Origin of the sequence: Kitasatospora aureofaciens, from assembly GCF_001188955.3 — a bacterium.
Classification (GTDB): Bacteria; Actinomycetota; Actinomycetes; order Streptomycetales; family Streptomycetaceae; genus Kitasatospora; species Kitasatospora aureofaciens.
The window spans coordinates 59,356-81,422 of record NZ_JPRF03000022.1 but is presented as its reverse complement, the minus strand read 5'-3'; the positions used below and the strand labels follow the sequence as shown (position 1 = coordinate 81,422).

Here is a 22,067-nt window from a genome sequence, read left to right as displayed (position 1 = left end):
CCCGCCGCGCCCACACCCCGACCCGGCGTCGCATCCCGGGGCCTCCCACCACTCGGCTCCGACCTCAGGAGCATCCGACGCCCGTGACAACGACCACGAACCAACCGAAGACACGCCCACCCGCCCACACCCCCTCCCCCCACCACGGGCGCGCGGGCAACGCCCCGCGCGCCCACCAAGCGCCCCCCGCCCCTCCCGCCCGACCAGGGCGACAGGGACGCACTGCGGGAAGGGCGGCACCCACCCTGCCGAGAGCCCCCACCCCCCGACACCACCCCCCCCACCCCCCGTTCAGCCGCTTCCTCCCCCCACATTCCGGGAAAGAAGAGGTGAACAGTCCCACGACACCCCCGCCCAGGGAGGCTACGACCATGGCGTCAGGGCAAGAGCCGGAAGCCGGGGTACGGCCAGGCAGCTGGCAACCGCTCGGCGCCCGCTTCCGGACGGACCACCTCGCCGGCCCCGGCACCAACTTCGCCCTCTGGGCGGCCGGCGCCGAGGCCGTCGACCTGTGCCTGTTCGACGAGGACGGCCGGGAGAGCCGCCACCGCCTCACCGAGCAGGACTTCCAGATCTGGCACGGCTTCCTCCCCGGTGTCCGTCCCGGCACCCGCTACGGCTTCCGGGTGCACGGCCGCTGGGACCCGTGGACGGGCGCCCGCTGGAACGCCGCGAAGCTGCTGCTCGACCCGTACGCCCGCGCCGTCGACGGCTGTTACACCTCCCACGACGCGGCCTGTTCGGCCGTCCGCAACTGGCCCGAGGCCGACGTCGCCGACACCGTCCGGGACAACCGCGACTCCGCCCCCCACGTCCCCAGATCCGTGGTCGTCCACGACGACGACGACTGGTACGACGACCACCGCCCGAAGACCCCCTGGTCCGAGACGGTGCTCTACGAGCTCCACGTGCGCGGCTTCACCATGCGCCACCCGGACGTCCCGCCCCACCTGCGCGGCACCTACGCCGGCCTGGCCCATCCCGCCGCGATCGCCCACCTCACCCGCCTCGGGGTGACCGCCGTCGAGCTGCTGCCGGTGCACCAGTTCGCCGACGAGGACCACCTCCAGGCCCGCGGCCTGGTCAACTACTGGGGCTACAACACGGTCGGCTACTTCGCCCCGCACGCCGGCTACTCCGCCTCGGGCTCCCGCGGCGGCCAGGTCGGCGAGTTCAAGCGGATGGTCCGCGCCCTGCACGCCGCCGGGATCGAGGTGATCCTCGACGTGGTGTTCAACCACACCGCCGAGGGCGCCGAGCTCGGCCCGACGCTGTCGCTGCGCGGCATCGACAACGCCGCCTACTACCGCCTGGCCCCGCACCGCCCGCGCGGCTACGCCGACTACACCGGCTGCGGCAACACGCTGGACACCCGCCGCCCGCAGGTGGTCCGGCTGATCACCGACTCGCTGCGCTACTGGGTGACCGAGATGGGCGTGGACGGCTTCCGCTTCGACCTGGCAACGGCCCTGGCCCGGGCCGCGGACGGGGTCGACATGGACCACCCCTTCCTCGCCGCCGTCTCCCAGGACCCCTTGCTCAGCCGGGTGAAGCTGATCGCCGAGCCCTGGGACATCGGCCCGGGCGGCTACCAGGTCGGCGGCTTCCCCCCGCTGTGGGCCGAGTGGAACGACAGGTACCGCGACACCGTACGGGACTTCTGGCGCGGCGCCCGCCCGGACGTGCGCGAGCTGGGCTACCGGCTGTCCGGCTCCTCCGACCTCTACCAGCGCGGCGGCCGCCGCCCGTACGCGTCCGTCAACTACGTGACGGCGCACGACGGTTTCACCCTGCGCGACCTGGTCTCCTACGACCGCAAGCACAACGAGGCCAACGGCGAGGCCAACCGGGACGGCACCGACGACAACCGCTCGTGGAACCACGGCGTCGAGGGCGAGACCACCGACCCGGAGGTCAACGCGTTGCGGCTGCGCCAACTGCGCAACCTGATGGCCACCCTGCTGCTATCCGCGGGCGTCCCGATGATCACCGCCGGGGACGAGCTGGGACGCACCCAGGGCGGCAACAACAACGCCTACTGCCAGGACGGCGAACTCAGCTGGCTGGACTGGTCGTTGCTGGAGCAGCCCGGCTGGCGGGAGCTGTGCGAGCTGACCGCCGGGCTGGTGCGGCTGCGCCGGGCCCACCCGGTGCTGCGCCGGCGGGCGTTCTTCTCCGGCCGGGCCGTCACTCCCGGCGGCCAGCCGGACCTCGCCTGGTTCACCCCGCTCGGCAAGGAGATGACCGAGGCGGACTGGTTCGGCCCCACGGCCTGCCTGGGCATGCTGCTGTCCGGCACCGCGATGTCCGAACGGGACGGCGCGGGGCGGCCGTTGGACGACGACAGCTTCCTGCTGCTGCTCAACGCGGGCCACGAGCCCACGGTGTTCACCCTGCCCGGCGAGCCGTGGGCGGAGCCGGAGGCCGCGTACGAGACAGTGCTGGACACGGCGGCCGCGGGCACGGGCGAGCCGTCCCCGCGGGGCGCGGTGGTGCTGGCCGGACGCTCGCTGCAACTGCTGCGCGCGCCCGACCGACCGGCGTGATCAGCCAGCGGGAGGTGATCTCCTGCGCCTGCGGCTTGGACTTGGTCGTCGTCGCCAGGTTCCGCGCGGCGGTGGTGCTGAGGCTGAGCTGGGCCCGTACCTGCACGGTTGCGGAGCCGGGGCCGGGGGTGGGCTCGGTGTCGACCGCCATGTCCACACTCCCGTCACTCGCGTATCAATGAGCGTCCGTCACGAGATGTAATCGGCCGTTCGGCGGACGCTCGCAAGAGGCGCACGGCTCACTCCTCCCTGCACGAACGGCAACGCGCGCCCCGCATTCCGCTCCCGCCCCGCCCGAGCGGGTGGCCGGTTCTCGCCGGGCGGCAGCGACAGGGGCGAAAAACCGGATGAGAAGTGACGGCCTCTCTGCCTACCCTCACCGCGATGGCCGAGAACAGACAAGACGCGCCGAACCCGTCGACCGGCGACCCCACCGGGCGCCGCCGCTCCACGGTCCGCTCGCTGCTGCGCCTGTGGCCCTACGCCCGGGCGGTGCGCGGCCGGCTGGCCGTCTCGGCGACGGCCGCCACGCTCGCCATGCTGAGCACCCTCGCCGTCCCGGTGGTGCTCGGCCGGATCGTGGACGGCCCGCTCGCCCGGCACGACCTCGCCGCCCTCTGGCCGCCGGTCGGCCTGCTGCTGCTCCTCGGGCTGGTCGAGTCCGCACTGTTCTACACCCGCCGGGTCGTCCTCGCCCGCCCGCTGGGCCGGCTGGAGGCGGCCATGCGCGCCGACCTCTACGCCAAGCTCCAGCGGCTGCCGGTCTCCTTCCACGACCGCTGGGGCTCCGGCCAGATGCTCTCCCGGGCCACCACCGACATGAACGCCATGCGGCTCTTCCTGGCCTTCCCGCTGGTGTTCCTGATCGTCAACTCGGTGACCTTCCTGGCCGGCATCGTGCTGATGTTCACCCAGGAGTGGCGGCTCGCCCTGATCGTCCTGCTGCCCTGCGTGCCGCTGGTGGTGCTCACCCGGCGCTTCGAGTCCGACTACTCGGTCACCGCCCGGCTCGCCCAGGACCAGAACGGCGACCTCGCCACCGTGGTCGAGGAGTCCGTGCTCGGCATCCGCATCCTCAAGGCCTTCGGCCGGCACCGGACCATGGCCGAGCACTTCCGCGAACAGTCCCACCGGCTGCGCCGCACCGAACTGCGCAAGGCCCACCAGCTCGCCAACCTGTGGGCGGTCATCGTCGGCCTGCCGGAGATCGCCCTCGGCTGCGCCCTGGCCGTCGGCGCCTACCTGGTCGCCCACGACGAGCTGAGCGCCGGCACCCTGGTCGCCTTCCTCTCCACCGCGCTCGCCCTGCGCTGGCCGGTCGAGTCGCTCGGCTGGCTGCTCGCCTACGCCAACGAGGCCGCCACCGCCACCGACCGCTTCTTCGAGGTCATGGACGAGCCCGAGCCCGAGGACCCGGGCAGCGCCCACGCGCTCGGCGCCCCGGACGGCATCCGCTTCAGCGGCGTCCGCTTCCGCTACCCCGACGCCCCCGACGGCACTCCCGACCTCCTGGCCGGCATCGACCTGCACGTGCGCAGCGGCGAGACGATGGCCCTGGTCGGCGCCACCGGCAGCGGCAAGACCACGCTCACCGCGCTGCTCCCCCGGCTGTACGAGGCCACCGGCGGCCGGATCACCCTGGACGGCCGGGACATCACCGAGCTGCCCCGGGAGAGGCTGCGCGAGCTCGTCGCCGTCGCCTTCGAGGAACCCACCCTGTTCTCCGCCACCGTCCGGGAGAACGTGCTGATGGGCGCACCCGGCGCGGACGACCGACAGCTGGCCTCCGCCCTGGCCACCGCCCAGGCCGGCTTCGTCGAGAAGCTCCCGGCCGGGGTGGAGACCCAGGTCGGCGAGCAGGGACTGAGCCTGTCCGGCGGCCAGCGCCAGCGCCTCGCCCTGGCCCGGGCGGTGGTCGGCTCCCCGCCCTTCCTGGTGCTGGACGACCCGCTCTCCGCCCTGGACGTGCACACCGAGGCGCTGGTGGAGCGGGCGCTGCGCGAGGTGCTCGGCTCCACCACCGCCCTGGTGGTCGCCCACCGCCCCAGCACCGTGCTGCTCGCCGACCGGGTCGCGGTGCTCGCGGACGGCCGGATCGAGGCCGTCGGCACCCACCAGGAGCTGCTGCGGGACTGCCCGCACTACCGCGAACTGATGTCGGGCGAGGCCGCCCTCGTGCCCGAGGGTCCCCTCGTCCCCGAGGAGGGGGTCGTCCGATGACCACCACCGCCGAGCCCGCCGAGTCCGTCGAGGAGGAGCTGCCCCCGCCACCGGCCGACGACGAGGACATCCCCGTCCCGCCCGGCGCGCCCCGGGCGCTGCTGCGCTCGCTGCTCGGCCCGCACCGGGCCCGGATCGCCGTCGCGATGGTGGTGATCCTGGTCCAGCAGGCCGCCCTGCAGTCCGGTCCGCTGCTGGTCGCGGTGGCGATGGACCGCGGCATCCCGGCGCTGCGCGCGCACGACTCCGGCCCGCTGGTCGCGGTGGTCGCCGGGTACCTGTTCTGCGCGCTGCTCAGCCCGCTGCTGCAGTGGGCGTTCATCAAGATCAGCGCGCGGGTGAACCAGGACGTCCTGCTGGAGCTGCGCGGCCGGATCTTCCGGCACGCCCAGCGGCTCAGCCTGGACTTCCACGAGCGCTACACCTCGGGCCGGATCATCTCCCGGGCCACCAGTGACATCGACGCGCTGCGCGAGCTGCTCTCCGAGGGCCTGCAGGAGCTGCTGACCGTCTTCCTGTCGGTCTGCTACATCTCGGTGCTGCTGGTGGTGCTGGACTGGCGGCTGGGCCTGGCCTCGCTGGTGTGCTTCCTGCCGCTGGCGCTGGTCGCCCACTCCTTCCGGACCCGCTCCCGCCGGGTCTACCGCCGTTCGCGGACGGCCGCCGCCTCGATGATCGTGCGCTTCACCGAGACGATGAACGGCATCCGCCCGGTGCAGGCCTTCCGCCGCGAGAAGGCCAACGACGCCGCCTTCGCCGTGGTCAACCTCCGCTCCTCCGGGGCCAACGCGGAGGGCTTCCTGGAACTCGCCCGGTACGTCGGCCTCTCCCGCGCCACCGCCAACGTCTGGACCACCGGCATCCTGCTGCTGGGCGCCTACCTGGTCACCGAGGACTCCCTGGAGCTGGGCGTCCTGACCGCCTTCGTGCTCTACCTGCGCCGCCTGTTCGACCCGATCGACCAGCTGGCGATGTTCCTGAACAGCTACCAGGCCGCCGCCGCGGCGCTGGAGAAGATCGCCGGGCTGCTCGCCCACGAGCCGACCGTCGCCGAGCCGGCCGAGCCGAGGGAACTGCCCCCACCGCCCCGAGCGGAGGCGAGCGGGCGAGTCACCCTCAAGGGCCGGGAGGTGTCCTTCGAACGGACCCGCTTCGCCTACCGCACCGGCAAGGAGGTGCTGCCGCCCTTCGACCTGCTGATCCCGGCCGGTCAGACCGTCGCGGTGGTCGGGGCGACCGGCGCGGGCAAGTCGACGCTCGCCAAGCTGCTGGCCCGCTTCTACGACCCGACCGACGGCCGGATCCGGCTGGACGGCGTCGACCTGCGCGACCTCACCACCCCGGAGCTGCGGCGCGCGGTGGTGATGGTGACCCAGGAGTCCTTCCTGTTCTCCGGCACCGTCGCCGAGAACATCGCGATCGGCCGCCCCGGCGCCACCCGCGCCGAGATCGAGCAGGCCGCCCGCGACATCGGCGCGTACGAGTTCGTCGCGGCGCTCCCGGACGGCTTCGACACCGACGTGCGCAAGCGCGGCGGCCGGATCTCCGCCGGGCAGCGCCAGCTGGTCGCCTTCGCCCGCGCCCTGCTGGCCGACCCGGCCGTGCTGATCCTGGACGAGGCGACCAGTTCCCTGGACGTCCCCGGCGAGCAGGCCGTGCAGCGGGCGATGCGCACGGTGCTGGCCGGCCGCACGGCGGTGATCATCGCGCACCGGCTCTCCACCGTGGAGATCGCCGACCGGGTCCTGGTGATGGATCGGGGCCGGATCGTCGAGGACGGCTCGCCGCAGCGGCTGATCGACGGCTCCGGGCGTTTCGCCACCCTGCATCGCGCCTGGCGGGACAGCCTGGTGTAGAACAACCCCTCAGTGGTGCCCGTCCAGGAAGCCCCACAGTTGTGCCCGTCCGGGTGCGCCGTCACGCACCCGGGCGGGCATCCCCTTCTCCGGGGCCGGTACCGACCCGGCCCGGCAGTCATCCGCTCCGCGGGCTCAGCGCAGCAGCCCCGCGTCCATCCCCGCCGACTCGGCCGGGAGCGCCACCAGCCCCAGTTCGGCCGGCGAGGCCAGCCTCGGGTGCGCGGGCAGGACCCGGACGGTGTAGCCGAACGGCCCGGTGCGGCAGAGCTCCAGCGAGCCCTCGTAGCGGGTGCGGCCGTCCAGGTCCGGGCCGCCGACCGGCTTGAGGGCGAGCGCCGCGGCGTCCGAGATGCCGTCCGTCTCGTCGACCCGGCCGGAGACCGCCTGCACCTCGACGTCCCCCGGCTGCAGCGGGCCCAGCGCGACCTGCACCCGCAGCGCCAGCGAGCTGCCCAGCTCCTGGGCCTCGGCCGGACAGTCCGCCTCGACGTGCTCGACCCGCACGCCCGGCCAGCCCTCCCGGACCCTGGCCTTCCAGACCGCCAGCTCCCGCGCCCCGCGGTGGCCGCCCACCATCAGTTCCCGCTGGGCCAGCGCCGCCGGGGTGTACAGCCGCTCGACGTACTCGCGGACCATCCGCCCGGCCAGCACCTTGGGCCCGAGGGTGACCAGGGTGTGCCGGACCATGGCGATCCAGCGGTGCGGCAGCCCGTCGTTGCCCCGGTCGTAGAACCGCGCGGCGACCTGCTCCTCGATCAGGTCGTACAGCGCGGCCGCCTCGATGTCGTCGCGGCGCTCGGCCTCGCTGCTCTCCGGGTCGAGCACGCCGTCGCCCTCGTCGGCGGTGGGGATCGCCCAGCCGTTCTGGCCGTCGTACCACTCGTCCCACCAGCCGTCCAGGACGGACAGGTTGAGGCAGCCGTTGAGCGCGGCCTTCATCCCGGAGGTGCCGCAGGCCTCCAGCGGGCGGAGCGGGTTGTTCAGCCAGACGTCGCAGCCCGGGTAGAGGTGCCGGGCCATCGCCATGTCGTAGTCCGGCAGGAAGACGATCCGGTGGCGCACCGCCGGGTCGTCGGCGAAGGCGACCATCTGCTGGATCAGCCGCTTGCCGCCGTCGTCGGCCGGGTGGGCCTTGCCGGCGACCACGATCTGCACCGGCCGGGTGGGGTGCAGCAGCAGGGCGCGCAGCCGCTCCGGGTCGCGCAGCATCAGGGTGAGCCGCTTGTACGAGGGCACCCGGCGGGCGAAGCCGATGGTGAGCACGTCGGGGTCGAGCACCGAGGAGACCCAGCCGAGCTCGGCCTCGCCGGCCCCGCGCTGGTGCCAGGAGGCGCGCAGCCGACGGCGGGCCTCCTCCACCAGCTGGGCGCGCAGGCTGCGGCGCAGGTCCCAGATCTCGGTGTTGCCGATCCGTTCCAGACCGGTCCAGCGCTTGGTCTCGCCGGTGGTCATCGCCTCCTCGGCGCGTTCGGCGCCGAGCTCGGCGGCGCCCAGGCGCACCACGGCCGGGTCGATCCAGGTGGTGGCGTGCACCCCGTTGGTGACCGAGGTGATCGGCACCTCGGCGGGGTCGAAGCCGGGCCACAGGCCGTTGAACATCGAGCGGCTGACCTCGCCGTGCAGGGTGGAGACCCCGTTGGCGCGCTGGGCCAGCCGCAGGCCCATCGCGGCCATGTTGAAGAGCTTCGGGTCCCCGCCGCGCCAGGTCTCGGCGCCGAGCGCGAGCACCGACTCGACCGGGACGCCGGGCAGTGCGGCGTCGCCTCCGAAGTGGCGGGCGACCAGGTCGCGGTCGAAGCGGTCGATGCCGGCCGGGACGGGCGTGTGGGTGGTGAACAGGGTGCCGGCCCGGACGGACTCCAGGGCGGCGGCGAAGTCGAGCCCGGCCGTCCGGTCGGCGACCAGTTCGCGGATCCGCTCGACGCCGAGGAAGCCGGCGTGGCCCTCGTTGGTGTGGAAGACCTCGGGGGCGGGGTGCCCGGTCAGCCGGCCGTAGGCACGCACGGCCCGGACGCCGCCGATGCCGAGCAGCATCTCCTGGAGCAGCCGGTGCTCGCTGCCGCCTCCGTAGAGCCGGTCGGTGACATCGCGTTCGGCGGGCGAGTTGGCCTCGATGTCGGAGTCGAGCAGCAGCAGGGGGACCCGCCCGACCTGGGCCTTCCAGATGTGCGCCGCCAGGGTGCGGCCGCCGGGCAGGGCGAGGTCGACCCGGCTGGGGGTGCCGTCGGCCTCCCGCAGCAGGCTGACGGCCAGTTCGTCCGGGTCCAGGAGGGGGTAGCGCTCCTGCTGCCAGCCGACCCGGTCGAGGGACTGCCGGAAGTAGCCGTGCCGGTAGAACAGCCCCACGCCGATGATCGGGACGCCGAGGTCGCTGGCGGCCTTGAGGTGGTCGCCGGCCAGGATGCCGAGGCCGCCGGAGTACTGGGGCAGCGCGGCGGCGATGCCGTACTCGGGCGAGAAGTAGGCGATGGCGGCGGGCGGCGGGGTGGCGCCGCCCTCCTGGTGGGCCTGGTACCAGCGCGGGCCGGTGAGGTACTCGCGCAGGTCGTCGGCGAGGTCGCCGAGTCTGCGCAGGAACCGCCGGTCGGCGGCGAGTGCGGCGAGCCGGGCGGCCGGGACCTCCCCGAGCAGCCGCACCGGGTCCTCGCCGGTCGCGGCCCAGACCTCCGGGTCCACGGACCGGAAGAGGTCCCTGGTCTCGGGGTGCCAGGACCAGCGCAGGTTGAGGGCCAGCTCGTGCAACGGCTGGAGTTGTTCGGGCAGGACGGTGCGGACGGTGAATCTGCGGATTGCCTTCACAGGCGTGAAGCGTAGCCTCGACGATCGTCCTGACAACGGGTCAAGCGGGCCATTGGCCATCCGTTCGGCCTATTGATGAGATCGCATTCGGCGCATTGGTCTGCACGGGGGGCGCGCGAGGCGCACATTCCGGGGTGCCGCGCTACCAATGCGTGAACTCCGTGGAACGGATCCATTTCCGGCCGATCGCCCGGTCCGGACAAAACCCGAAACTACTGTCGTACCGCTGCGAAAAACGTGTCACCGATGCGAGGATGACCGAAGGTCGTTGATGCTGCGGGGACAACGACGACGGGTGGCGTCCCTCGTGAAGCAGCACGTCCGAATCCTTTTCGCGTTGATCGTTCCCCTTCTCCCTTGACCCGTTCGGCGCTCACCGCGCACCGACGCGTGTCCTCGCGCAGGGTCGGCTCGTTCACGGGTCGACCGGGCCGCCCAGGGGCGTGCCCCCGGAGGCGTGCGCCGGGACGCGCACGGGTTCCGGGGCGTCCCGCCACCGGATCGGCGGGCGCCGGGCAGGTTGCCGGGGACGGCGGCGCGGGCAGGCTTCCGGTCGCACGTCCACCCCACCCAGCAGTCCTCCCGGTACTCCCCTGGCCCGATCCCCCGGCCCGCGGGAGCTGCCGCTGATCTCGGGCAGGAGTTTGGCATGCACGGCGACACGCGGGACCAGTCCACACCGGTGGCCCACACCGTCGACCCAGCGGTCGCGGAATCCGCCGGACGGATGGATTCTGACACTCGGACAGACCCGGCGATGCCGTCGCCCCGGGCGTCCGGAGCGGTCCGTACCGAATCCTCCGAATCCCAGGCCTCCACCGCACAGGCCCCCGCAGCACCGCCCGCCACAGATCAGCCCGCCACAGCGGCCCGACAACCCGGGGCCGAGGAGGACCTGACGGCGGCACCGCGCCGGCGCACCACCAGCACGCGCCGCACCACCGCGACGGCCGCCACCCGCCGGGCCGCCGAGCCCGGGTCGGCCGCGGCCGACGCCGAGCCGCCCGCCCGCAAGCGCGCCGCGAGCAAGAGCACCACCAAGACCGCCACTGCCAAAACCGGCACCAAGACCGCCACCAAGCCCTCCGCCCGCAAGACGACAGAGAGCGACACCGTGATCGGCCGCATCCCCGTCCTGGACGTCAGCCCCCAGATCGACGCCGGCCGCCGCCCGGCCAAGGCCGTCGTCGGCGAGACCTTCCTGGTCACCGCGACGGTCTTCCGCGAGGGCCACGACGCCGTCAACGCCAACGTGGTGCTGCGCGACCCGCGCGGCCGCAGCGGCCCGTGGACGCCGATGCGCGAGCTCGCCGAGGGCACCGACCGCTGGGGCGCGCACATCACCCCGACCGCGCCCGGCCGCTGGTCGTACCTGGTCGAGGCATGGAGCGACCCCATCGCCACCTGGCGCAGGACGGCCGGGGTGAAGCTCCCCGCCGGGATCGACACCGCGCTGGTCCTGGAGGAGGGCGCCCGGCTGCTGGAGCAGGCCGCCGCCGGGGTGCCGAAGAAGGAGGGCCGCGCGCACGTGCTGGCCGCCGTGGACGCGCTGCGCGACCCGGGCCTGCCGCCGCTGTCCCGGCTGGCCGCCGCGCTCGCCCCCGAGGTGCTGGAGCTGCTGGCCCGCTACCCGCTGCGCGAGCTGCTCAGCGCCTCCCGGCCGCTGCCGCTCCAGGTGGACCGCGAGCGCGCCCTGTTCGGCTCCTGGTACGAGTTCTTCCCCCGGTCGGAGGGCGCGGTGGTGGACCCGAACGGGGTCGAGCCGCCGCGTTCGGGCACCCTGCGCACCGCCGCCGAGCGGCTGCCGGCGATCGCCGCGATGGACTTCGACGTGGTCTACCTGCCGCCGGTCCACCCGATCGGACGAGCGTTCCGCAAGGGCCCGGACAACACCCTGACGGCCGGTCCGCACGACGTCGGCTCGCCCTGGGCGATCGGCTCGCCGGAGGGCGGCCACGACGCGGTCCACCCGGACCTCGGCACCATCGAGGACTTCGACCACTTCGTCGCCGAGGCCAGGGCACTGCACCTGGAGGTGGCGCTGGACTTCGCCCTCCAGTGCTCCCCGGACCACCCGTGGGTGAACAAGCATCCGGAATGGTTCAGCCACCGCGCGGACGGGACCATCGCCTACGCCGAGAACCCGCCGAAGAAGTACCAGGACATCTATCCGATCAACTTCGACCAGGACATGGACGGAATCGTCAAGGAAACCGTCCGGATCCTCCGATTCTGGATGTCCCACGGCGTCAGGATCTTCCGGGTCGACAACCCCCACACCAAACCGGTGGTGTTCTGGGAGAAGGTGCTCTCCGACATCGCCCGCACCGACCCCGATGTCGTGTTCCTGGCGGAGGCCTTCACCCGCCCGGCGATGATGCACACCCTCGCGAAGATCGGCTTCCACCAGTCGTACACGTACTTCACCTGGCGCAACACCAAGAACGAACTCACCGAATACCTCACCGAACTCACCGGCGACGCGGCCGCCTACATGCGCCCCAACTTCTTCGCCAACACCCCGGACATCCTGCACGCCTTCCTCCAGCAGGGCGGCCGCGCCGCCTTCGCGATCCGCGCGGTGCTCGCCGCCACCCTCTCCCCCAGCTACGGCGTCTACGCCGGCTTCGAGCTGTGCGAGAACGAGCCGGCCCACCCGGGCTCCGAGGAGTACCTGCACTCGGAGAAGTACGAGCTGCGCCCGCGCGACTGGAACCGCACCGACACCCTCGCCCCGCTGCTCACCGTGCTGAACCGGCTGCGCCGGCGCCACCCGGCCCTCCAGCAGCTGCGCGACCTGCGCTTCCACCCCACCGACAACGACCAGGTGCTCGCCTACTCCAAGACCGCGACCACCCCGGAAGGCCTCACCGACCAGGTCATCACCGTGGTCAACCTCGACCCGCACCACGCCCAGGAGGCCACCGTGACCCTCGAAGGCGACGGGCCCCACGTGGTGCACGACGAGCTCACCGGCGCCGTCTACACCTGGGGCCGGCACAACTACGTCCGGCTCGATCCCTCAGCCGAGCCGGCTCACCTCCTCACGGTTCGGAGGAACCCCACGTGACAGTGAACGAGCCCGTCCCCGACACCTTCCCCGAGACCTCGAAGAAGAACCTGGACCCCGAGTGGTTCAAACGTGCGGTCTTCTACGAGGTGCTGGTGCGGTCCTTCCAGGACAGCAACGGCGACGGGGTCGGGGACCTAAAGGGGCTCACGGCCAAACTCGACTACCTCCAGTGGCTCGGGGTCGACTGCCTCTGGCTCCCGCCGTTCTTCGCCTCGCCGCTGCGCGACGGCGGGTACGACGTCGCCGACTACAAGTCGGTGCTGCCGGAGTTCGGCGACATCGCCGACTTCATGGAGTTCGTGGACGCCGCGCACGCCCGCGGCATGCGCGTGATCATCGACTTCGTCATGAACCACACCAGCGACCAGCACCCGTGGTTCCAGGCCTCCCGGGCGGACCCGGACGGGCCGTACGGCGACTTCTACATGTGGGCCGACGACGACAAGCAGTTCCCGGACGCCCGGATCATCTTCGTCGACACCGAGACGTCCAACTGGACGTACGACCCGGTCCGCAAGCAGTACTACTGGCACCGGTTCTTCTCGCACCAGCCGGACCTCAACTACGACAACCCCCGGGTCCAGGACGAGATGATCGCCGGGCTCCGGTTCTGGCTCGACCTCGGCATCGACGGCTTCCGGCTGGACGCGGTGCCCTACCTGTTCGCCCGGGAGGGCACCAACTGCGAGAACCTGCCGGAGACCCACGAGTTCCTCAAGCGGGTCCGCAAGGAGATCGACGCCGACTACCCGGACACCGTGCTGCTCGCCGAGGCCAACCAGTGGCCCGAGGACGTGGTCGACTACTTCGGCGACTTCACCGCGGGCGGCGACGAGTGCCACATGGCGTTCCACTTCCCGGTGATGCCGCGGATCTTCATGGCGGTGCGCCGGGAGTCCCGGTACCCGGTCTCGGAGATCCTCGCCAAGACCCCGCAGATCCCGGGCGGCTGCCAGTGGGGCATCTTCCTGCGCAACCACGACGAGCTGACCCTGGAGATGGTCACCGACGAGGAGCGCGACTACATGTACGCGGAGTACGCCAAGGACCCGCGGATGCGCGCCAACGTGGGCATCCGCCGCCGGCTCGCCCCGCTGCTGGAGAACGACCGCAACCAGATCGAGCTGTTCACCGCCCTGCTGCTCTCCCTGCCCGGCTCGCCGGTGCTCTACTACGGGGACGAGATCGGCATGGGCGACAACATCTGGCTGGGCGACCGGGACGGCGTGCGCACGCCGATGCAGTGGACCCCGGACCGCAACGCGGGTTTCTCCTCCGCCGACCCGGGCAGGCTCAGTCTGCCGCCCATCATGGACCCGGTGTACGGCTTCCAGGTGACCAACGTCGAGGCGCAGCAGAGCAGTTCGAGTTCACTGCTGCACTGGACGCGTCGCATGATCGAGATCCGCAAGCTCAACCCGGCGTTCGGCCTGGGCACCTACACCGAACTGCCGTCCAGCAACCCCGCCGTGCTGGCCTTCGTGCGCGAGTACGAGGGGGACCTGGTCATGTGCGTGAACAACTTCTCGCGGTTCGCGCAGCCGACCGAGCTGGACCTGCGGCAGTACGGCGGGCGGTACCCGGTCGAGCTGATCGGCGGGGTGCGCTTCCCGTCGATCGGCGAGTGGCCCTACCTGCTCACACTGGCCGGACACGGCTTCTACTGGTTCCAGCTCCGGCAGCCCCCGCGCCTGAGCGGTACCAGGCGGTCGAAGTAACGATCCGCCGCACCCGCCGCCGCGGCACGCACAGCACCACCAGACCCTCCGGGGGCGCGAGTTGAACGCCCGCGCCCCCGGACTTCTCTGCACCACCGTACGGAGAACAGCCCAACGGCTACCCACACGAAGGCGTGACACCCGAGCCGTGCTCGCGTGCCGCGACCGCCGCGCCGCCGAAATCCGGAAGACTGACGGACCCGGCCACGACCCGTCGGGCAGTCCGCGTGCTTCCGGGGAAAGGGAGTCATGTCCGAACCCTCCCGTTCTCAAGCCCATGTGCAGCCCGACGCCCCGGCCGGTACCGCCGCGCCCGCGGGCCTGCGCGGCACCGGGCCCCGGAGGACCGCCCTGGGGGTCAGCGAACTCGTCCAGGCGGCCCTGCCGCTGATCGCCGAGTGGCTCCCCACCCAGCGCTGGTACGCCGGGAAGGGACGGCCCATCACCGGACTCGTCCCGGTGGTCGGCACCCCGCTGCAGGTCGGCGACCCGGCCCTGCTCCACCTGCTGCTGCGGGTCGAGCACGCCACCACGGCCGGGCTGCCGCACGGCGACACCTACCAACTGCTCCTCGGAATCCGCTCCCAGGGCCCCTCGGGCATCGAGCCCGGCGCCGTGCTGGGCCGGCTCAGCCAGGGCCCGTACGACGGCGCCACCCTCTACGACGCGGTCCACGACCCCGAGCTCACCGGGCGGCTGCTGGAACACCTCGCCACCGGCGACCGGTTCGGCTCGCTGTCCTTCCGCCGCACCCCCGGCTCCGGGCTGCCCACGAACCTCCCCGGCCGCGCCTCCACCGCCGAGCAGTCCAACAGCTCCGTCATCTACGGCACCTCGTACATCCTCAAGCTCTTCCGGCGCATCCACCCCGGCACCAACCCCGACCTCGAACTCTCCCTCGCCCTCTCCCGGGCCGGCTCCACCCGCATCCCCCGGGTCGCCGCCTGGTTCGAGAGCCGCATGGAACGCGCCGAACCCGCCACCCTCGGACTGCTCCAGCGCTACCTGCCGGACGCCGAGGACGGCTGGGAACTCGCCCTCGACCAGGTCGGCCGGCTCAAGGGCGACCGCTCCCCCGGCAACTTCGCCATCGAGGCGCACCGGCTCGGCCGGGCCACCGCCGAGGTGCACCGGGTGCTCTCCCGCTCGATGCCGGTCGCCCGGCTCGACCGCACCCAGACCGGCCGGCTCGCCACCGCGATGGCCGACCGGCTGGACAGCGCGGTCGCCGCCGTCCCCGGACTGCTGCGCTTCCGGGCCGCCCTGCGCACCGCCTTCCAGCAGCTCGCCGACGCCCACCCGGACGGCCTACCGGTCCAGCGCATCCACGGCGACCTCCACCTCGGGCAGGCCATGCGCACCCCGCACGGCTGGGTGCTGCTCGACTTCGAGGGCGAGCCCGCCAAGTCCGTCACCGAACGCCGCGAGCCGCAGCCCGCCCTGCGCGACGTCGCCGCGATGCTGCGCTCCTTCGACTACGCGGCCGCCCACCTGCTGGCCGGCGGCCCGGTCGACCCGGAGCTCGCCCACCTCGCCGCCGCCTGGGCCCAGCGCAACCGCACCGCCTTCTGCGCCGGCTACACCGCAGGGGGCGGCGCCGACCCGGCGGCCTCGCCGGAGCTGATGCGGGCGCTGGAGATCGACAAGGCGGTCTACGAGGTGGTGTACGAGGCCCGGCACCGGCCCAGCTGGCTACCCATCCCGTTGGCCGCGATCAACCGGCTCGCCCTGTCCGTCTGACCGCCCGTCCCTGCTGTTCCGTCCCTGCTGTTCCGTCCCTGCTGTCCCGCCCCTGATGTCCCGCCACGAGTTCGCCCACCCCCCGCCGCTGGAGGACCACGCCGTGACGCCGCTCGACCCGACCGGCCACCCCACCCGCCCCGTTCCGGCCACCTCCCTGGCCAGGAGCCCCGAACGGGCCGAGGCCCGGGAGGCCGACGAGCCCCGGGAGGCCGACGCGCCCGGCTCCGACGACCCTTCGGGCGTTCCGGCGGACGCCCCCCTCGGCGCCCTGCGCGTGCCCGAGGCGCCGCTGCCGCCGGCCGAGGTGGACCGGCTGGTGAGCGGGCAGCACCACGACCCGCACTCCCTGCTCGGTGCGCACCCCGTGCACGGCGGCACGGCGATCCGGGTGCTGCGCCCGTTCGCCGAGCGGGTGGTGGTGGAGACCGACCAGGGCCCGGCCGAGCTCACCCACCAGCAGGGCGGCCTGTTCACCGGCCTGCTGGTGGGCGACGGACTCCCCGACTACACCCTGCTGGTGGCCTACCCCGGCGGCGAACCGCTGCGCCAGCACGACGGCTACCGCACCCCGCCCACCCTCGGCGAACTCGACCTGCACCTGATCTCCGAGGGCCGGCACGAGCAGCTGTGGCGGGCGCTCGGCTCGCACGTGCGCACGGTCGACGGCGTCACCGGCACCGCCTTCGCGGTCTGGGCGCCGAACGCCGTCGGGGTGCGGCTGATCGGCGACTTCAACCACTGGGACGGCACCGGCCACCCGATGCGCTCGCTCGGCTCCTCCGGCATCTGGGAGCTGTTCGTCCCCGGCCTCGCCGAGGGCACCACCTACAAGTACGAGATCCACACCCGCCAGGGCTGGGTGCTCGACAAGGCCGACCCGCTGGCCCGGGCCGCCCAGTGCCCGCCCGGCACCGCCTCCGTGGTCACCTCCTCCGCGTACCGGTGGCAGGACGACGAGTGGATGGCCCGCCGGGCCCGCGCCGCGCACCACCGCGAGCCGATGTCGGTGTACGAGCTGCACCTGGCCTCCTGGCGGCCCGACCTCACCGACTACCGCGCCATCGCCGAGGAACTGCCCCGCTACCTCAAGGAGTTGAACTTCACCCACGTGGAGTTCATGCCCGTCATGGAGCACCCCTTCGGCGGCTCCTGGGGCTACCAGGTCTCCGGCTACTACGCCCCCACCGCCCGGCTCGGCTCCCCGGACGACTTCCGGTACCTGGTGGACACCCTGCACCGGCACGGCATCGGCGTGATCGTCGACTGGGTGCCCGCGCACTTCCCCAAGGACGACTTCGCGCTCGCCCGCTTCGACGGCGAGCCGCTGTACGAGCCGGCCGACCCGCTGCGCGCCGAGCACCCCGACTGGGGGACCCTGGAGTTCGACTACGGCCGCACCGAGGTGCGCAACTTCCTGGTCGCCAACGCCGTCTACTGGTGCGAGGAGTTCCACATCGACGGCCTGCGGGTGGACGCCGTCGCCTCGATGCTCTACCTCGACTACTCCCGCGAGGGCGGCGCCTGGACGCCCAACCAGTACGGCGGCCGGGAGAACCTGGACGCGGCCTCCTTCCTCCAGGAGATGAACGCCACCGTCTACCGGCGCTGCCCCGGTGTGATCACCATCGCCGAGGAGTCCACCGCCTGGGACGGCGTCACCCGCCCGACCGACGCCGGCGGCCTCGGCTTCGGACTGAAGTGGAACATGGGCTGGATGCACGACTCGCTGGTCTACATGTCCAAGGAGCCGGTGCACCGCAAGTACCACCACAACGAGATCACCTTCTCGATGGTGTACGCCTACTCCGAGAACTACATCCTGCCGATCTCGCACGACGAGGTGGTCCACGGCAAGCAGGCCCTGGTCTCCAAGATGCCCGGCGACTGGTGGCAGCAGCGCGCCAACCACCGCGCCTACCTGGGCTTCATGTGGTCCCACCCCGGCAAGCAACTGCTGTTCATGGGGCAGGAGTTCGCCCAGGGCGCGGAGTGGCACCACGAGCAGGGCCCGCAGTGGTGGGTGCTCGACGAGCAGTGGCCGGGCCACGCGGACCACCTGGGCGTGCGCCGCCTGGTCCGCGACCTCAACCGGATCTACCGCGACACCCCCGCCCTCTGGGAGCTCGACACCACACCGGACGGCTTCCGCTGGCTCGACGGCGGCGCCGCCGAGGACAACCTGCTCTCCTACGTCCGCCACGCCGCCGACGGCACCCCGCTGGTCGCCGTCTGCAACTTCTCCCCCGTCGTCCGGCACGGCCACCGGGTCGGCCTGCCCCTCCTGGGCGGCCGCGAGCAGCTCTGGGAGGAGGTGCTGAACACCGACGCCGAGACATACGGCGGCAGCGGCGTCGGCAACTCCCGCCCGATCAAGGCCGAACCCGTCGAGTGGAACGGCCAGCCCCGCTCCGCCGAACTGATCCTCCCCCCGCTCGCCGCCCTCTGGCTCCGCCCGGCCTGAGGACCCCGGAGCGCCCGCCCGACGCCGGGCGGGCGCTCAGCCGGGGGCCGTGACCGGGAATCCGAGCTCCTCGGCGGCCCGGCCGAGCTCGCTACGGGTTGACGCAAGGCCGAAGTCGGGCCGTTGGTCCCTTGCCCTCCCGCCCGCCCTCTGCTCGCGGACGGCCGTACGGGGTGCGAAGGTATGGTCGATATGACCAGCTTCCGAGGCGACGGGACGGAGACATCCGCGTGGCGCGCAGCGTGTACGTGACCGGGATCGACCGGGGGGACGGGCGGCAGGCGGTCGAGCTCGGGGTCATGGAACTGCTCACCCGCCAGGTGGACCGGGTCGGAGTGTTCCGTCCACTGGTGCACGCGGCCGCGCCCGGCGAGCCGGGGTCGGACCACGTGGTCGAGCTGCTGCGCGGGCGGTACCGGATCGACCTGCCGAGTTCGGAGCTGTACGGGCTCACCTACGAGGAGGCCGCCGCGCTGCAGGCCGCCCAGGGGCAGGACGAGCTGGTCTCCGCCCTGCTCGACCGCTTCCGCGCGGTGGAGCGGCGCTGCCAGGCGGTGCTGGTGCTCGGCACCGACTTCGCGGACACCAACATCCCCGACGAGCTGGCCTTCAACGCCCGCCTCGCCAACGAGTTCGGCGCCGCCGTGCTGCCGGTGCTCGGCGGGCAGGGCAAGGAGCCGGAGGCGGTGATCGCCGAGGTGCGCAACGCCCACCGGGCGTTCACCGACCTCGGCTGCGAGACCCTGGCGATGATCGCCAACCGGGTCGCCCCGGGCGCCAAGCAGCGGATCCAGCGCGCTCTCACCGAGAAGCTGCCGATCCCCGCGTACGTCATCCCGGAGGAGCCCGCCCTCGCCGCGCCGACCGTCGCCCAGCTGGTCGAGGCGACCGGCGCCGAGGTGCTGCTCGGCGACGCGGCCGGCCTGGCCAGGGACGTGCGCGGCTTCGTCTTCGGCGGCGCCATGCTGCCCACCTTCCTGGACGCGCTGACCGAGGGCGCCCTGGTCGTCACCCCCGGGGACCGCGCCGACCTGGTGATCGGCTCGCTGGCCGCGCACGCCGCCGGCGCCCCGCCGATCGCCGGGGTGCTGCTGACCCTCGGCCAGCACCCCGGCCCGAACGTCATGGCACTGGCCGCCCGGCTCGCCCCCGGAACCCCGGTCGCGTTCGTCCCCGAGGGCAGCTGGCCCACCGCCGCCACCCTGACCCACCTGGAGGGCAAGCTCACCGCGGCCAGCCCCCGGAAGGCCGAGATCGCCCTCGGCCTGTTCGAACTGCACGTGGACACCGTCGAGTTGACCAACCGGATCGAGGTCGGCCGGTCCGAGCGGGTCACCCCGATGATGTTCGAGCACGAGCTGCTGGAGCGCGCCCGGGCCGGCCGCCGGCACGTGGTGCTGCCCGAGGGCACCGAGGAGCGGGTGCTGCGCGCGGCCGAGATCCTGCTGCGCCGCAACATCTGCGACCTCACCCTGCTCGGCGACGTCGACGCGGTGCGCCGCAAGGCCGCGAGCCTGGGCATCGACCTGCCCCAGGAGGCGCCGGGCGCCGACCGCGCCCAGGTCCGGATCGTCGACCCGACCACCAGCCCGCTGCGCCGCCAGTTCGCCGAGCTGTACGCCCGGCTGCGGGCCCACAAGGGGATGACCGTCGAACTGGCGCTGGACGTGGTCACCGACGTCTCCTACTTCGGCACCCTGATGGTCCAGGAGGGGATCGCGGACGGCATGGTCTCCGGCGCGGTGCACTCCACCGCGGCGACCATCCGGCCCGCCTTCGAGGTGATCAAGACCTCGCCGGACGCCTCGATCGTCTCCTCGGTCTTCTTCATGTGCCTGGCCGACAGGGTGCTGGTGTACGGCGACTGCGCGGTCAACCCGGACCCGGACGCCCAGCAGCTGGCCGACATCGCGATCCAGTCCGCCGCCACCGCCGCCCAGTTCGGGGTGGAGCCGCGGGTCGCCATGCTCTCCTACTCGACCGGCACCTCCGGTTCGGGCGCGGACGTCGACAAGGTCCGCAAGGCCACCGAACTGGTCCGCGAGCTGCGGCCGGACATCCTGGTGGAGGGCCCGATCCAGTACGACGCGGCGGTGGACGCCCACGTCGCGGCCACCAAGCTGCCGGGCTCGCCGGTGGCCGGGCGGGCGACCGTGCTGATCTTCCCGGACCTCAACACCGGCAACAACACCTACAAGGCGGTCCAGCGCTCGGCCGGCGCGGTCGCGGTCGGCCCGGTTCTGCAGGGGCTGCGCAAGCCCGTCAACGACCTCTCGCGCGGGGCGCTGGTGGAGGACATCGTCAACACCGTCGCGATCACCGCCATCCAGTCCCAGGACGACAGGAACCACGAAGGGGAGCCGAAGGCATGAGTGGAGGCACGCGCGTTCTGGTGCTGAACGCCGGCTCCTCGTCGGTCAAGTACCAGCTGATCGACATGCTGGACGGCGCCCGGCTGGCCTCCGGGCTGGTCGAGCGGATCGGCGAGTCCACCGGCCGGCTGGCGCACACCCCGCACAGCGGGGACAAGCGCGAGCTGCTGGAGGTCTTCCCGGACCACTCCGCCGCGCTGAAGGCCGTCGCCGAGGAGCTGGCCGCCGACGGCCTCGGGCTGGACTCCCCGGAGCTGGCCGCGATCGGGCACCGGGTGGTGCACGGCGGCAAGCGGTTCACCGCGCCGACCGTGATCACCGACGAGGTGCTGAAGGAGATCCGCCGGCTGATCCCGGTCGCTCCGCTGCACAACCCGGCCAACATCACCGGCATCGAGGTGGCCCGCGCGCTGCGGCCCGACCTGCCGCAGGTGGCCGTCTTCGACACCGCCTTCCACGCCTCGATGCCCGAGTACTCGGCCCGGTACGCGATCGACAAGGCCGTCGCGGACGAGCACCGGGTGCGCCGCTACGGCTTCCACGGCACCTCGCACCAGTACGTCTCCCGGGCCACCGCCCGGCTGCTCGGCAAGGACCCGGCCGAGGTCAACGTGATCGTGCTGCACCTGGGCAACGGCGCCTCCGCCTCGGCGGTCAGCGGCGGCCACTGCGTGGACACCTCGATGGGCCTCACCCCGCTGGAGGGCCTGGTCATGGGCACTCGTTCGGGTGACATCGACGCCGGCGTGGTGTTCCACCTGCACCGGGTCGGCGGCCTGTCGATCGACGAGATCGACGACCTGCTGAACCGCCGCAGCGGCCTGCGCGGCCTGTGCGGCGAGAACGACATGCGCGAGATCATGCGCCGCGCCGACGAGGGCGACGCGGACGCGCGGCTCGCCTTCGACTCGTACGTCCACCGGCTGCGCAAGTACATCGGCGGCTACTACGCGGTGCTCGGCCGGGTGGACGCGATCGCGTTCACCGCGGGCGTCGGGGAGAACGCGGCGCCCGTGCGCGCGGCGGCCACCGCCGGGCTGGAGGAGCTGGGCATCGCCGTGGACCCGGAGCTGAACTCGGTGCGCTCCGGCGAGGCCCGGATCATCTCGCCGGCGTACTCCCGGGTGGCGGTCGCGGTGGTGCCCACCGACGAGGAGCTGGAGATCGCCCGACAGGCCTTCGCCCTGGTGCACCGGGAGACTGGTGGTTCCGAGGACTGACACACCGTCGTCTCGCCCTTCGGGATGCTTCGTCGGCGATTCCCCACGATTCGTGC

The 22,067-nt window shown here is 72.7% G+C and carries 10 protein-coding genes and 1 pseudogene; 9 read left to right on the top strand and 2 right to left on the bottom strand.

The window, feature by feature from the left end; translation table 11 throughout:
• Positions 1–371: 371 nt before the first annotated feature.
• Positions 372–2,546 (top strand): glycogen debranching protein GlgX, encoded by a 2,175-nt coding sequence (gene glgX, locus HS99_RS15765; protein WP_046386490.1) that lies wholly within the window; start codon positions 372–374, stop codon positions 2,544–2,546.
• Here glgX and HS99_RS46695 read toward each other — a convergent pair.
• A pseudogene (locus HS99_RS46695) lies at positions 2,545–2,697 on the bottom strand (Crp/Fnr family transcriptional regulator); the annotation flags it as partial. The gene glgX and the pseudogene HS99_RS46695 sit on opposite strands and share 2 nt — an antisense overlap.
• A 233-nt stretch (positions 2,698–2,930) precedes the next feature.
• On the opposite strand from HS99_RS46695, the gene HS99_RS48145 reads away from it, so the two are divergent.
• Positions 2,931–4,766, top strand: coding sequence for an ABC transporter ATP-binding protein (locus HS99_RS48145; RefSeq protein ID WP_030551390.1), 1,836 nt, complete (start codon positions 2,931–2,933; stop codon positions 4,764–4,766).
• On the top strand, positions 4,763–6,622 hold the full coding sequence (locus HS99_RS48140; protein ID WP_030551388.1) for an ABC transporter ATP-binding protein: 1,860 nt from the start codon (positions 4,763–4,765) through the stop codon (positions 6,620–6,622). The genes HS99_RS48145 and HS99_RS48140 overlap by 4 nt, the downstream gene beginning before the upstream one ends.
• Positions 6,623–6,757: 135 nt before the next feature.
• Here HS99_RS48140 and glgP read toward each other — a convergent pair whose 3' ends face one another.
• Positions 6,758–9,424 carry an alpha-glucan family phosphorylase gene (glgP, locus tag HS99_RS15745; RefSeq protein WP_030551386.1) on the bottom strand — a complete coding sequence of 889 codons (2,667 nt, stop codon included), beginning with the start codon at positions 9,422–9,424 and terminating at the stop codon, positions 6,758–6,760.
• Positions 9,425–10,538: 1,114 nt separating this feature from the next.
• Here glgP and HS99_RS15740 point away from each other — a divergent pair.
• From HS99_RS15740 to HS99_RS15715, 6 genes are all read left to right on the top strand, one after another.
• Positions 10,539–12,494: an alpha-1,4-glucan--maltose-1-phosphate maltosyltransferase gene (locus HS99_RS15740; protein ID WP_030551384.1), complete on the top strand. Its 1,956-nt coding sequence runs from the start codon at positions 10,539–10,541 to the stop codon at positions 12,492–12,494.
• Positions 12,491–14,215, top strand: a complete 1,725-nt coding sequence (treS, locus tag HS99_RS15735) for a maltose alpha-D-glucosyltransferase (protein WP_030281958.1) — start codon at positions 12,491–12,493, stop codon at positions 14,213–14,215. The genes HS99_RS15740 and treS overlap by 4 nt, the downstream gene beginning before the upstream one ends.
• Positions 14,216–14,464: 249 nt before the next feature.
• The gene (locus tag HS99_RS15730; protein WP_030281959.1) at positions 14,465–15,955 is read left to right on the top strand and encodes a maltokinase N-terminal cap-like domain-containing protein; all 1,491 of its coding nucleotides are present in this window, start codon (positions 14,465–14,467) and stop codon (positions 15,953–15,955) included.
• Between the two features lie 55 nt (positions 15,956–16,010).
• Positions 16,011–18,419, top strand: coding sequence for a 1,4-alpha-glucan branching protein GlgB (gene glgB, locus HS99_RS15725; protein ID WP_232543119.1), 2,409 nt, complete (start codon positions 16,011–16,013; stop codon positions 18,417–18,419).
• Positions 18,420–18,649: 230 nt separating this feature from the next.
• Positions 18,650–20,791 carry a phosphate acetyltransferase gene (gene pta / locus HS99_RS15720; protein WP_030551380.1) on the top strand — a complete coding sequence of 714 codons (2,142 nt, stop codon included), beginning with the start codon at positions 18,650–18,652 and terminating at the stop codon, positions 20,789–20,791.
• A complete protein-coding gene (locus tag HS99_RS15715) occupies positions 20,788–22,011 on the top strand; it encodes an acetate kinase (RefSeq protein ID WP_030281963.1) in 1,224 nt (407 codons plus the stop codon). Before pta ends, HS99_RS15715 begins: the two co-directional genes overlap by 4 nt.
• Positions 22,012–22,067 lie beyond the last annotated feature (56 nt).

Excerpts from the sequence above, each read along its gene's own strand:
- HS99_RS15730 (WP_030281959.1), top strand. The coding sequence starts at position 14,465 with ATGTCCGAACCCTCCCGTTCTCAAGCCCATGTGCAGCCCGACGCCCCG.
- glgX (WP_046386490.1), top strand. The coding sequence starts at position 372 with ATGGCGTCAGGGCAAGAGCCGGAAGCCGGGGTACGGCCAGGCAGCTGG.
- HS99_RS48140 (WP_030551388.1), top strand. The coding sequence starts at position 4,763 with ATGACCACCACCGCCGAGCCCGCCGAGTCCGTCGAGGAGGAGCTGCCC.
- HS99_RS15715 (WP_030281963.1), top strand. The coding sequence starts at position 20,788 with ATGAGTGGAGGCACGCGCGTTCTGGTGCTGAACGCCGGCTCCTCGTCG.
- HS99_RS48145 (WP_030551390.1), top strand. The coding sequence starts at position 2,931 with ATGGCCGAGAACAGACAAGACGCGCCGAACCCGTCGACCGGCGACCCC.
- glgB (WP_232543119.1), top strand. The coding sequence starts at position 16,011 with ATGTCCCGCCACGAGTTCGCCCACCCCCCGCCGCTGGAGGACCACGCC.